Source organism: Shimia sp. MIT910701 (genome assembly GCF_047126315.1).
GTDB lineage: Bacteria > Pseudomonadota > Alphaproteobacteria > Rhodobacterales > Rhodobacteraceae > Shimia.
The window spans coordinates 3,757,423-3,770,258 of record NZ_CP138953.1 but is presented as its reverse complement, the minus strand read 5'-3'; the positions used below and the strand labels follow the sequence as shown (position 1 = coordinate 3,770,258).

General features: G+C 60.6%; 14 protein-coding genes. 4 read left to right on the top strand and 10 right to left on the bottom strand.

Annotation, left to right across the window (positions count from 1 at the left end; all coding sequences use genetic code 11):
- Positions 1-185 precede the first annotated feature (185 nt).
- A complete protein-coding gene (locus SIB38_RS18315; RefSeq protein ID WP_294116351.1) occupies positions 186-1,223 on the bottom strand; it encodes a permease in 1,038 nt (345 codons plus the stop codon).
- Positions 1,216-1,560: an ArsR/SmtB family transcription factor gene (locus SIB38_RS18310; protein WP_294116350.1), complete on the bottom strand. Its 345-nt coding sequence runs from the start codon at positions 1,558-1,560 to the stop codon at positions 1,216-1,218. Before SIB38_RS18310 ends, SIB38_RS18315 begins: the two co-directional genes overlap by 8 nt.
- An 84-nt stretch (positions 1,561-1,644) precedes the next feature.
- Between SIB38_RS18310 and SIB38_RS18305 the strand changes: the two genes are divergently transcribed.
- Positions 1,645-2,226, top strand: a complete 582-nt coding sequence (locus SIB38_RS18305; RefSeq protein ID WP_294116349.1) for a uracil-DNA glycosylase family protein — start codon at positions 1,645-1,647, stop codon at positions 2,224-2,226.
- On the top strand, positions 2,223-3,014 hold the full coding sequence (locus SIB38_RS18300) for an SseB family protein (RefSeq protein WP_294116348.1): 792 nt from the start codon (positions 2,223-2,225) through the stop codon (positions 3,012-3,014). Before SIB38_RS18305 ends, SIB38_RS18300 begins: the two co-directional genes overlap by 4 nt.
- Positions 3,015-3,084: 70 nt before the next feature.
- On the opposite strand, the gene SIB38_RS18295 is transcribed toward SIB38_RS18300, so the two are convergent.
- Entirely contained in the window at positions 3,085-4,014 is a 930-nt protein-coding gene (locus SIB38_RS18295) for a 2-hydroxyacid dehydrogenase (protein ID WP_294116347.1), read from the bottom strand.
- The gene (locus SIB38_RS18290) at positions 4,011-4,421 is read right to left on the bottom strand and encodes a VOC family protein (RefSeq protein WP_294116346.1); all 411 of its coding nucleotides are present in this window, start codon (positions 4,419-4,421) and stop codon (positions 4,011-4,013) included. The genes SIB38_RS18295 and SIB38_RS18290 overlap by 4 nt, the downstream gene beginning before the upstream one ends.
- A gap of 102 nt (positions 4,422-4,523) precedes the next feature.
- Between SIB38_RS18290 and SIB38_RS18285 the strand changes: the two genes are divergently transcribed.
- A complete protein-coding gene (locus tag SIB38_RS18285) occupies positions 4,524-5,369 on the top strand; it encodes a LysR family transcriptional regulator (protein ID WP_294116345.1) in 846 nt (281 codons plus the stop codon).
- Here SIB38_RS18285 and rodA read toward each other — a convergent pair whose 3' ends face one another.
- From rodA to SIB38_RS18255, 6 genes are all read right to left on the bottom strand, one after another.
- Positions 5,370-6,509: a rod shape-determining protein RodA gene (rodA, locus tag SIB38_RS18280; protein ID WP_294116344.1), complete on the bottom strand. Its 1,140-nt coding sequence runs from the start codon at positions 6,507-6,509 to the stop codon at positions 5,370-5,372.
- 7 nt (positions 6,510-6,516) lie between these two features.
- Positions 6,517-8,460, bottom strand: coding sequence for a penicillin-binding protein 2 (gene mrdA, locus SIB38_RS18275; protein WP_294116343.1), 1,944 nt, complete (start codon positions 8,458-8,460; stop codon positions 6,517-6,519).
- On the bottom strand, positions 8,460-8,990 hold the full coding sequence (locus tag SIB38_RS18270; protein WP_412550778.1) for a rod shape-determining protein MreD: 531 nt from the start codon (positions 8,988-8,990) through the stop codon (positions 8,460-8,462). Before SIB38_RS18270 ends, mrdA begins: the two co-directional genes overlap by 1 nt.
- Entirely contained in the window at positions 8,983-9,876 is an 894-nt protein-coding gene (gene mreC / locus SIB38_RS18265) for a rod shape-determining protein MreC (RefSeq protein ID WP_294116340.1), read from the bottom strand. Before mreC ends, SIB38_RS18270 begins: the two co-directional genes overlap by 8 nt.
- Before the next feature lie 79 nt (positions 9,877-9,955).
- The gene (locus tag SIB38_RS18260; RefSeq protein WP_294116339.1) at positions 9,956-10,996 is read right to left on the bottom strand and encodes a rod shape-determining protein; all 1,041 of its coding nucleotides are present in this window, start codon (positions 10,994-10,996) and stop codon (positions 9,956-9,958) included.
- Positions 10,997-11,161: 165 nt separating this feature from the next.
- A complete protein-coding gene (locus SIB38_RS18255) occupies positions 11,162-11,800 on the bottom strand; it encodes a TorF family putative porin (RefSeq protein WP_294116338.1) in 639 nt (212 codons plus the stop codon).
- A gap of 205 nt (positions 11,801-12,005) precedes the next feature.
- On the opposite strand from SIB38_RS18255, the gene SIB38_RS18250 reads away from it, so the two are divergent.
- Positions 12,006-12,785: a 23S rRNA (adenine(2030)-N(6))-methyltransferase RlmJ gene (locus SIB38_RS18250; RefSeq protein WP_294116336.1), complete on the top strand. Its 780-nt coding sequence runs from the start codon at positions 12,006-12,008 to the stop codon at positions 12,783-12,785.
- The last annotated feature ends 51 nt before the right edge of the window (positions 12,786-12,836 follow it).

The following is a 12,836-nucleotide window of genomic DNA, read 5'->3' as shown; positions in this document are numbered from 1 at the left end:
GCAGATAGCAACTGTCTGAGGCGGGAATGGGGCAAGAAATGCAAAAAATTGAAACGGAATGCAGAAGTCCCGGGGAAATTTGGGGAAATTCAGTGTTTCCAGTTGCTTTGTTAAGCACTGATGCAAAAAACCACCGATGCTTGGGGGCACCGGTGGTTTGCATGGGTTTTGGTTAAGGTTTTGGCTTACGCAACCGCTTGCCAGACGGTGCCTGCGATCAGCGCGCCGGTTAGGGCAAAGCCGAGGTAGGCGGCAAAGATGCGCGGTTTCACCAAGGCCCAGACCGCGATGGCGGCGGGGATGCAGCTGACGCCACCGGCGATCACAAAGGACATGGCGGCACCCTGGGACATGCCTTGTTCCATCAGGCCGCTGATAAAGCCCACGGCGGCAAAGCCGTTGAGGTAGGCGGGCATGCCGATCAGCGCTGCGATCAGGATGGTGCCAAAGCCTTCGCCACCAAGGAACTGACCGACCCAAGCCGTGGTGTCATAGACAATCATCAGCGCCTCGAACATGTAAGCAATGAGCAGCCACTTCACGAGGAACAGCGCATTTTCCAGCCAGGTCTCGCGGAAGACAGAGCGGCGATCCGCGTTGCCCCAGAATTTCCAGACAGGCTTTTCGGAGAACGGCGCTTTGGTGCCGCAGCAGCCGCCGACCTGCGGTTTTTCCCGCAGCGGATCGGCAAAGACTGCGCTTTTGGAGAAGGTCATGGTCAGGAAGCCACCCATCATGCCGATGCTCACGGCGGCGACGGTTTTGGCCAGCGCGAAGTCCAGGCCCAATTCGCCCCAAGTGATTGTAAACATGGCCGGATCCATCAGGGGCGACGCCAGCCAGAAGGCCATCACGGCCCCCAATGGCGCACCAACCGCGAGCAGGGCGGCGATGAAGGGGATGACTTCACAGGAACAGAAGGGCGACAGGCCGCCCATAAAGGCTGCGAGGATGATCATGCGCACCTGGTTGCCCTGAAACGCCTTGGCAATCAGGTTGTCGGCACCGCTGGCTTTCACAAAGGCCACAAGCGTGATGGCGATGATGATGAAAATGCCGGTGTGGCTCATCGCCTCAATGACGATCTCAGACGCGGGCAAAAACTTTTCCGGTGCGACCAGCAGCAGGATCAGCGGGATGATCGCCACCGCGAGCCAGGCTTTGTCGAGTTTTTTCCATCGGGATCGCCACGGGGCGGGGGCGTTTTGGGTTGTATCAGCCATGGTCGTGCTCCTTGCACTTTTGGGCGAGATCGGCGCAGCACTCTCTCAACAGGAACGTGGAGAGATCGCGCACAGCGTCATAAGCGATGGCGGCGCAGATGATGGACCGCCCTTGTTTTTCCTGAGTCACCAGCCCGGCCTGGGCGAGGATCTTCATATGATGGGTCAAGGTGGAGCCGGTCACGCCGCTGCGTTTGCCAAGCTCTCCGATGGAGAGGCCCTCATGGCCCGCGCGCACCAGGCAGCGCAGAACCGAGAGCCGTTGTTCCGATCCAAGCGCCGCAAAGGTGGAGGCAGCCACTTCGAGGGAGATATCTGTTGGGTCACTGTGTTTCATATTTCTAAAAATATCGAAATAAGTGAGTCGCGCAAGCCTTATTTCGAATATTGTCGAAATAAGTTTGGCGGGCTATCAGGGGGCATGTCACTCCGCCAGGAAATACAGGGCTGCCAAATATGTGCAGACCGGTTTGCAGCCACCGCGACAGGCCATGTGCCACGGCCGGTGGTGTGGTTTGAGGCAAAGCCCAAGCTGTTGATTGTGGGGCAAGCACCGGGCGCGCGGGTGCATGAGAGCGGGCGGCCGTTTACGGATCCCAGCGGGGACAGGTTGCGCGATTGGATGGGCGTGGATGAGGCTGATTTCTATGACACAACCCGCGTGGCGATAGTGCCGATGGCGTTTTGTTTTCCTGGCTACAACGCGACCGGGAGCGACCTTCCGCCGCCGCCGGTCTGTGCCAAAATCTGGCGAAAAAGAGTGATGGACGTGTTGGGTGACGTCCCACTGACGCTTGTGGTGGGCGGCTACGCCCAAAAGTGGCATTTGGGCACCAAGGCGGGGGTGACTGATACAGTTCAAGCTTGGCACGACCATGCGCCCACGGTCTTCCCCTTGCCACATCCGTCCTGGCGCAATACGGCATGGCTGAAGAAGAATCCCTGGTTTGAGGCTGAGCTGTTGCCTGTGCTGCAAACCCGCATCAAGGAGGTGCTGACATGAGTGACCTGACCCCACTGGACAAGGCCCATGCGGCAATGGAAGCGGCGCCGGAAGATGATGCCGCACGTCTGCGGTTTTATGAGCGTTTGGCGGATGCGGAGCTGTTTTTGCTGCTGGAAAAAGAGCCAGAGGATGATCGCATTGCGCCGGAGATTTTTGAAACCTCCGATGCCAGCTTTGTGCTGGTGTTTGATACCGAAGAGCGGCTGGCACAGTTTGTGGGGCGCATCGCCCCATATGCCGGGCTGTCAGGTCGCGTGATTGCCAACATGCTGGCGGGGCAGGGCATTGGATTGGCGGTCAATCCCGAAGTGGCGCCGTCCTCGATCCTGATCCCCAATGAGGCGCTTGGCTGGCTGGCGGACACGCTGGAGCATGCGCCGGATGAGGTTGAGGCCAAAGTGGAGAGCTTTGAGCCGCCTGCTGGTCTTCCTGAGGTGCTCATTACAGCGCTGGACGCTAAACTGAGCACGGCCGGTGGACTCGCCAAAATGGCGTATCTGGTGGGGACGACCTATGAGAGCGGCAGCCGCTCACACATGTTGGGCTTTGTGGAGGTGGTGCCGGGCGCGGATGGGGCGCTGGCCAAAGCGGTGAACGAAGCGCTGACCTTCTCTGGCATCGAGGCGGGCGCGCTGGATGTGGGATTCTTTGCCGCCAGTGATCCGGTGGCGGCGCAGTTGGCGCGGGTTGGGCTGCGGTTTGACCTGCCAGAACCACCAAAAGCCGAAGATCACGTGCCAGTCACCCCGGGCAGCGATCCGGACAAACCGCCAATCCTGCGCTGACCCTCGTCTTCTCCTTCCCCAAATATCCCGGGGTGAATGGCGCAGCGTGCTGCGCCAGAGGGGCTGGCCCCTAATACCCCGCGCTGCGGTCGACGACATGCACAAAGGGTTCGCCTGCCTCGCCGCGGCGCACGTTCTCGGCCACCACTTCGCTCGAGGTTTTTACGCGGGTTTCCGAGGCGATGTGTGGCGTGACCGTGACATTGGGATGTGCCCAATAAGGATGCTCTTTTGGCAGCGGTTCTACGCGGAAGACATCCAACGTGGCATGGGCGATATGGCCTTTATTGAGCGCGGCCAGCAGGTCGTCGTCATCTATCAGCGGGCCGCGGCCCGGGTTCACGATCATCGCGCCTTGCGGCATCCACGATAGGCGCTCGGCGTTGAGCAGGTTTTCTGTCGCGGCGGTTTTTGGCAGGAGAAGCACCAGGATGTCGGCGCGGGCGAGAGCGGTTTTTAACCCGTCATCACCGTGCAGGCACGTAACGCCAGCGATGTCTTTGGCGCGGCGGCTCCAGCCCGCGACGTCAAAACCCAGATCGCGTAGGGCTTCGGCGCAGGCGCGGCCCAATTCGCCAAGGCCCATGATGGTCACACGGCGGTCTTGCGCCAGCGGTGGCACATGGGGAGTCCAGTCGCCGTTTTGGCCAAGGATATTGCGGTCCATGCCAAGGTGATGGCGCATCACATGGCCCACAACCCATTCCTTCATACCTTGGGTCATGCCGGGATCGACCATACGGCAGAGCGGCATGGTTAGGGACTTGTTGCCTACGATGCTCTCCACACCGGCCCAGAGGTTCAGCACCGCTTTGCAGCGGGTGTACGGCGTGAAGTCTTGCACGGCGCTGTTGGGAGCATAGACGATGTAGTCGACGTCTTCGGGGGCAAACTGGGTTTGCACGTTTGCGTCCACACCGGCGACTTTGAGTGCCTCTTTCAGCGGGGCTTCATATTCCGCCCAGCGTTCGGGCTTGGCGGCAAAGAGGACGTTGATCATGTGGCAAACACTCCGGACATATCGGCAAAGCCTTTGATTTCGATGGGGTTCCCAAAGGGATCGTTGAAGAACATGGTGCTTTGTTCGCCCGGTTCACCGGCAAAGCGGGTGAAGGGCTTGAGCACAAACTCCAGACCCGCCTCGGTGAGGCGTTGCGCGAGGGCGTCCCAGTCTGCTTTGGGCAGGATCACACCAAGGTGCGGCATCGGCACCATATGCTCGCCCACCTTGCCGGTGGCGGCGGTGGCAAAGGGTTCGCCAATGTGCAACGAGAGTTGATGACCAAAGAAATTGTAGTCCACCCAGGTGTCGGTGCTGCGGCCTTCGGTGCAGCCCAGAAGGTCGCCGTAAAAGGCGCGGGCCTGGTCGAGATCGCGGACATTGTAGGCGAGGTGAAAAATGCTCATGCGCGGCTCCTTTGCGGGGCAGAATAGGGTCTGTGTGCATAGGTAGAAGCCTAAAGTGAAGAAGGGTAGCTTGTTTTTGCATCTTCAGACATAAGGAAAACTATGGATGTGAGATTTGTGGAAACTTTGCTGGCGGCGGTGGAAGAGGGCACTTTGGCGGCGGCAGCGCGGCGTCAGGGCATTACGGCTGCTGCGGCGGCACAGCGGATTGCGGCGTTGGAAGTAGGGCTAAAAGTACCGCTTTTGGTGCGCGATGGGCGGCATATGGCGGCGACGCCAGATTGTGAGGCGTTGCTGCCGGATTTGCGGCAGATGGTGGCGCTCAAGGCTGGGCTGGCAGGGCGGTTAACGCAGGACCAGTTGGGCGGGCGGTTGCGATTGGGCGCGGTGTCAACGGCGTTGAGTGATTTTGGCCCGACGGTGGTGCAACAACTGGAGGCGGAGGCACCTGCGGTGGAATTGGCGTTGATTCCGGCGGCCAGTGAGGCGGTGTTTCGTCAGTTTGAGGACGGTGCGCTGGATGCGGCGCTGATTGTGGCGCCGCCGTTTGCTTTGCCCAAGACGATGCAGTTTGACGTCTTGGCGAAACAACCGATTGGTTTTGTGCGGTCCGTGACGCAAGCGGACTCTAAGGACGTGCCCTATCTGGTTTACAGCCGATCTTCTTGGGGCGGTGCGGCCTGTTGGCGGGCGTTGACCTCGCAGGTTGCAGCGCCGCAGGTGCGGTGTGAAATGGATGCCGTGGAGATCATTGCGCAGATGGTTGAGGACGGATTGGGGCAATCGGTGTTGCCACAATGGGGCGGGCTGGACCGGCACCACGGCGGGCTTGTCTTTGAGGCCATTCCCGGCGCACTGCGTGAGGTTGGCCTGCTGACATGGCGGCGCGAGGCGCGGCGGCCAGTGATCAAGCTGCTGCGGCGGTGTTTGGGCGTTGAGGTGGCTTAGTTAGCGCGGGCGGTGGACGTGGGCGGATTGCACCAGGCCAAAGCCTGCCATCAGAACCAACATGGCGGAGCCGCCGTAGCTGACCAAAGGCAGCGGCACGCCGACGACCGGCGCGAGGCCCATGACCATGGACATGTTCACCGCAAAGAACAGGAAGAATGCGCCTGCGATGCCGAGGATCAATAGCGACGAATAGCGGTCTTTGTTGGAAATCGCAGAGGCGATGCAGAACACCACGATGAGGGCGTAAAGCGACAGCAGGGAGACCGCGCCAATGTAACCAAACTCTTCGGCCAAGGTGGTGAAGATGAAATCGGTGTGTTTTTCCGGCAGGAAGTTCAGGCGGCTTTGGGTGCCTTGCATAAAGCCGCGCCCGGTCCAGCCACCAGAGCCAAGCGCAATTTTGGACTGGGTGATATGGTAGCCAGCACCAAGCGGATCAGAGGAGGGGTCCAAGAAGGTGTCGATGCGGCGATACTGGTAGTTTTTCAAAAGTTGCCAGTCTGTGCCGCGCGATTGGAACACGGCGACCACCAGTCCCACAACCATGCTGATCACAGCGGCGAAATAGCCCCAGTGTACGCCTGCGAGGAACATCACAATGGCACCGCCGGTGAGCAGCAGGATTGAGGTGCCTAGGTCCGGCTGGCGCAGGACCAGCATGGTGGGGGTGATGATCAGCAGGACGGGGATCAGCACCCAAAGCGGCTTGCTGGTTTTCTCGGTGGGCAGCCAGTCGTAATAGGCGGCGAGGCTCATCACGAGGGTGATTTTCATCAGCTCGGAAGGTTGCAGGCGCATAAAACCCAGGTCGATCCAGCGCTGGGCGCCCATGCCGACGCTGCCCATGACCTCGACCAGCACCAGCAGAATCAGCGTGACCAGATAGGCAAAACCCGAGATCGATCGCCAAAACCAGATTGGCACCATGGCGACAAAGAACATGACGAACACCCCAAGGGCGTAGCGCTTCATTTGCGGCTCGGCCCAAGGTCGGAAAGAGCCGCCTGCCACAGAGTACAACATCAGGAAGCCGACACCGGCCACGGCGGTGATCAGCAGTAGCAGGGCCCAGTTGAGGTGCAGCACTTTACGCAGCCCGGTGGGCACATGTTTGACGTTATATTCGAGATAACTCATCTGCGTCTCATGCCCTGTTGCGGCGCGTGATTTCGCGGCCCGGTACCAGTTTTTCCAGCTCTTCCTGCTGTTTCTCGATGCTGTTGCGGTCTTTGGTGGGGTAGGCCGACAGGGGCGGCGTGCCGCCGTAGAGCGCCTGAAGCGTGATGTCGCGGCCAATTGGCGTGGCAGCTTTGGAGCCGCTGCCGTGTTCCACCACGACGGCCACGGCAATCTTCGGGTTTTCGAACGGGGCGTAGTTTACAAACAGGCCGTGGTCGCGGCGATTCCACGGCAGGTCTTCGTTGCGAGTCACACCACGCGCACGCTCGGCGGCGGTGATGTTGCGCACCTGAGAGGTGCCGGTTTTGCCCGCCATGCGGTACTCATCTTCGATGATGCGTTTGCTGTAGGCTGTGCCTCGGCGGTGGTTGGAGACCGCATACATACCGCGTTGCACCTCCGCGAGGTGGGTGGGGCTGATGTCCAGACGGGGCGCTTCGGCAATGGGTTGTTCGACGCCGTTGATGGATTTTACCAAACGGGGCGGCACCGCTTTGCCGGTGGCCAGGCGTGCCGTCATCACGGCAAGTTGCAATGGCGAGGCGAGCACAAAGCCTTGGCCAATGGAGGCGTTGGCGGTGTCGCCCACCACCCAGTCTTCGCCGCGTACGGAGTTTTTCCATTCGCGCGAGGGGTTTAGACCACGCGCGACGCCGGACAACGGCAGGTCAAACTTTTCACCAATCCCGAATCTCGCGGCGACTTCGGACATCTTGTCGATGCCGACCTGCAGGGCGATGTCGTAAAAATAGACGTCGCAGCTTTCACGCAAAGCCTGCACAAGGTTCATTTGCCCGTGTCCGCCGCGCTTCCAGCAGTGGAAGCGGCGGTTGGAGATTTCCATGTGGCCGGGGCAGTAGACAGTGTCGTCGAAGCCGATGATGCCTTCTTCAAGGGCCGCCAGTGCGGTGATCATCTTGAAGGTGGAGCCGGGCGGATAGGTGCCTTGAACGGATTTGGCCGCAAGGGGACGGTGGTCGTTGCCGGTGAGTTCGCCGTAGTCTGCGACCGAGATGCCTTCGACAAACAGGTTAGGATCAAAAGTTGGGGCGGAGGCGACGGCCAGCAGGTCACCGGTTTCGCAGTCCATCACCACCGCGGCGGCGCTTTCCTCGCCCAAGCGGGCCTGGGCGTAGGACTGCAGGCTCTGGTCAATGGTGAGTTGAATGTCGTCGCCTTGCTCGCCTTCGCGGCGGTCAAGCTCGCGCATGATGCGGCCGACGGCGTTGACCTCGACCCGTTTGGTGCCAGCCACGCCGCGCAGATCGTCTTCCATGCGGCCTTCAAGGCCCACTTTGCCAATCTGGAAGCGCGGGATGCGCAGCAGTTGGTCTGGGTTGTCGATCTTGGAGAGGTCGTAGTCGGAGACCGGACCAACATAGCCCAACACATGGGCCATGTCGCCGCGTAGCGGGTAGTAGCGTGACAGGCCGACTTCCGGCGTGATGCCCGGCAGGGATGGGGTGTTGACGGCAACGCGGGAGAGTTCGTCCCAGCTCACGCGGTCCGCAATGGTGACCGGCAGGAAGGGCGGGGAGCGGCGCATCTCGGTGACGGCGCGGTCCAACTCGTTGGGGTCAAGTTCCACCAAGGTCGCCAGTTTGTCGATCACGGCGTCAACGTCGCCGGCGTCTTCGGGCACCAGCGTGACGCGGTAAGACGGCTCGTTGCGGGCCAGCACAATGCCGTTGCGGTCAAAAATTTCACCACGGGCTGGCGGGATCAGGCGGATGTTGATGCGGTTTTCTTCGGCCAAAAGGCGGTATTGGTCCGCTTGGTCCAGTTGCAAATGGCGCATGCGAAAGCCGAGGCCGGTCATAAAGGCCAGCATGGTGCCGCCAAGCAGGAGCGCGCGGCGGGAGAGGCGGCCGTGGACCTCGGTGATTTCGGTGGGGGTCTTGGCGCGCATCAGTTGGCCCCCAAGGCGTCATGGGCTGTGGCGCGGCGCACGCCAAACAGCAGATGAGACAGGAAGACCACGCCGGGGTAGATGGCGATGTTCATGATGGTTTGCATCAGCATGAGGCCAAGGGACGGCAGCGGCAGCAGGAAAATGGTGCCGATCAGGCGGTACCCTACGGTGATGGCCAGCATGATGACGGCGGCTGTGAGCCATTCGGTGGCAAAGGTGGCGTCGCGCAGGCGGGGGGCGCGGTTGCGTTGGATTTCGCAGGCAAACACCATGATCGCAGCGGCCAGTCCCGGGGGACGCAGCAGCAGGAAGTCGGCCAGCAGAAAAACGACAGCGATGAGCAGCGGCGGGGTATAATCAGGCTGGCGGACGGCCCACGCCAAGGCGAGAACCACCATGAATTCCGGCCCGGCCCAGCGGCGCGGGGTGGTTTCCAAAGGTAGAAGCTGTGCAAAGACCAAGAGCAGGCACAAAAGCGCAAAGATAAACCGCATCAACCACTTATTGGACAGAGCCGCGTTAGCCATCGGTGGTCTCCGAGAAGGCATCGGGGCTGTCTGGCGCTATCACGGTACCGGGGCTGTCGAGGCGTTCTTGGCCGTGGTGGCGCAGAACGCGCAGGAATTCGAGACGCTCATAGTCGGCGGCGAGGCGCACGCGCAGGCGGCCGGAGGGGTCCACCGCAACTTGGCCGATCAGCAACCCGCCGGGGAAGACGCCGCCGTCTCCGGAGGTCACAACGCGGTCGCCGGGACGCACGAGGTCCGGGGTTTCGAGGAAATCCACGTGCGGGGCAACGGAGTTGTCACCGACGATCAGGGCGGATTGGCCAGACGGCTGGATGCGGGCAGGAATGCGGCTGGAGCTGTCGGTGAGCAGCATCACACGGGAGCTGGATTGGCCAACGCCTGAGATGCGGCCCACAAGGCCAATGCCGTCCATCGCGGCCCAGCCATCGATGATGCCATCGCGGGCGCCGATGTTGAGCAGCACGGATTGGCGGAAAGGCGAGCCGCTGTCGGCCAATACCACTCCGGTGACATAGGTGAGTTGTGGATCAAGGCGCACGTTGTTGAGGTCAAGCAAACGGGCATTTTCCTGCCTCAACTGAATCGCGGCCTCTTTCCAGGCCTTCATTTGCTGCAACTCGCGGCGTAGCTCGCGGTTTTGCTCGACAATGCGGGTATAGCTCTGAAAGTTGCGCATCATGTTGACCGCGCCGGTGACCGGCGCCATGGCCCAGTCGAAGTTGGGCACGACAGCGTCGGTGATTTGCGCGCGGAAGCGTTCCACGCGCGGGCTGTCGATGCGCCAGATCAGGAAGATGCCAAGCAAAAGCAGGATCAGCACACCCAGAAACAGCCGCCGTAGCGGTGCGGAGAAATCCTCGCTCTGGGTGCGATCTTTGGCCAAGGTGCCTCCGGATCAGAAGGGGTGGGCGCTATGCTACACCGCCGGAAGGCTGACGCCAAACCGGCGCTGAGAGGCCGGGTTAGCTGTCGTAGTCAATCGCGTGGCGCAGTTGCTTTTCATACTCCAGCGCTTTGCCGGTGCCCATGGCCACACAGTTCAAGCTTTCGTCAGCGATGGACACGGCCAGACCGGTCTGCTCACGCAGGGCCAGGTCGAGCTCGCCCAGCAGCGCGCCGCCGCCGGTCAGCATGACGCCGCGATCCACGATGTCGGCCGCCAGATCCGGTGGGGTGGCTTCCAGCGCGGTCATCACCGCTTCGCAGATTTGCTGTACCGGTTCGGCCAGCGCTTCGGCGACTTGTGCCTGAGAAATTTCGGTTTCCTTTGGCACACCGTTAAGCAGGTCGCGGCCACGGATCTGCATGGAAGCGCCACGGCCGTCGTCTGGCATGCGGGCGGTGCCGATGGAGGTTTTGATACGCTCGGCGGTGGCTTCACCGACCAGCAAGTTTTGCTGGCGACGCAGGTAGTTGATGATGGCTTCGTCCATGCGGTCACCACCGACACGCACGGAACGCGCGTAGACGATGTCACCCAGGGACAGAACGGCCACCTCAGTGGTGCCGCCGCCGATGTCCACAACCATGTTGCCGGTTGGATCGGTGATGGGCATGCCGGCACCGATGGCGGCTGCGATCGGTTCGGCCACAAGACCTGCGCGGCGTGCGCCAGCGGACAACACCGATTGGCGGATCGCGCGTTTTTCAACGGGGGTCGCGCCGTGGGGGACGCAGACAATGATCTTGGGTTTGGAGAATGTGGAGCGCTTGTGCACCTTGCGGATGAAGTGCTTGATCATCTCTTCGGCGGTGTCAAAATCGGCGATCACACCGTCGCGCATGGGGCGGATGGCCTCGATGCTGCCCGGCGTCCGACCCAGCATCAGCTTGGCATCTTCGCCCACGGCGAGCACTTTTTTCACGCCGTCTTTGACGTGATAGGCCACCACAGAAGGTTCGCTGAGAATAACACCTTTACCTTTTACATAGACCAGCGTGTTTGCGGTCCCGAGGTCGATGGCCATGTCGGATGTAAACAGGCCGCCCAAATTTCCCAGCATATGATTTTGTTCCCCAGAAATTCCCAAAGCCCGCGACTCTCCTCAAGTCCGGGCGGCCTTCTTATAGGAACTCAAAGGCCAATGTGAAAGACCCGCAGTAAATCAAAGGCGACATTCCGCCGCGAGGGGTGGCCACAGGGCAGCCACCCAGGCGAAAATGCCCGCTTAGAAGGCAAATTTCAGCATACCAACCACGCCTTCGTCGTCGCCGTCGCGGCCGTGGTAGCGCATGTCGAAGGAGATGTTGTCGGTGAAGGCGTATTCCGCGCCCACATCCCAATAGTAGTCGCTTGCTGCGCCATCATCTACGCCGTAGCGGGCAGAGGTTTTCCAGCGGTCGCCAATGTCATAGCCGACCTGTGCGTAGCGGTTGTAATTTTTGTTGGTCCAATCATAGGCGGCGTAGCCTTTGACATACATGGCGTTGTCAAAAGTGTAGGTCAGGCCCACGGCAGCTTCGCTGCTGTCGTAACCGGAGTCATCGTAGGACTTTCGAACCAAGCCAAGATCATAGGCAAAGTTGGTGCCGACATTGGAGCGGTACCCTGTGTACAGGTCGTATTGCCATTTGTCGGCGGTGCCGATGTCGACGTTGGAGCCCCAGGCGCCAAAGTAAAACCCACTGTTTTCGACTTCGACCCAGGGTTGGATCGCGAAACCGTCAGATTTGGACACACCGGAGTCGATGTAGTCTGACGTCATGTCCGCCCCGTAGGACCAGTTCCAGCCTTGGGCGGCAGCGCCGGTGGCAAAGGCAAATGGAGCACAAAGCGCGGCGGCGCAGATGGATGTGCGATAGTTCATGGGTCTTTCCTCTCATGCGTGAGTGGTGGTCTTGTTTTTGCGAGACTTGTCTGTCTCGCGACCCATGTGGCAGGCGCTCACAAGGCTTTGAAGTGGGGCGCAAAAAGCCGCTTAGACTTGGGCGGGAAGTTGCAAAATCTGACGGTTTTGGTGGGCCAAAAACTGCCGTCTGGGCTTTGGCGCGCGGGCAGGCTATTGAAAGCGGATGCTGAGTTACCAACACATCTTCCACGCCGGCAATCTGGCCGATGTTCAGAAACACGCGCTTTTGGCGGTGATGCTGGAATATATGGGGCAAAAGCCCAAGCCGATGAGCTATCTAGAGACCCACGCAGCGCGCGGGGTCTATCAGCTCGATGATGCGGCGGCGGTGAAAACCGGTGAGGCCGAGGCCGGGATTGGCAAGGTGGCGGGGTGGTTTGCGGACGATCACCCTTACAAACGGGCCTTGATGGCTGTGCAAGCGCGGCATGGGGACACCGCCTATCCCGGCTCGCCGGCGATTGCGCAGGCGTTGCTGAGGGGCGAGGACAGCATGCAGCTTTGTGAGTTGCATCCTCAGGAAGCGACGGCGTTGCGCCAGGCTATGAAAGGCAGCGGCGCGAAGGTGCATCAGAAAGACGGGTTTGAGACCGTCATGGGGATTTGCCCGCCAACGCCGCGCCGGGGTGTGCTGTTGATTGATCCGAGTTACGAGATCAAGAGCGACTACAAAACCCTGCCGGGTTGGATCGCAAACGTGCACCGCAAGTGGAACGTCGGTGTGATTGCGCTGTGGTATCCGATCCTGCGAGACGGCACGCACAAAGCGATGCTGGAGGCGCTGGAGGCGAAAAGCTTCCCCAAGGCCCTGCGGCATGAGGTGGAATTCCCCCCTGCAAAAGAGGGCCATCGTATGATAGGGTCAGGCATGTTCATCATAAACGCGCCTTATGGACTGCAAGCGGAGGCGCAGGACCTGACGACGAGGTTTGCCAGCCTCTGACCTCCGTTGACCCAGTGTCCCACGGCTAAATTTCGCATTCTTTAGGGTTGT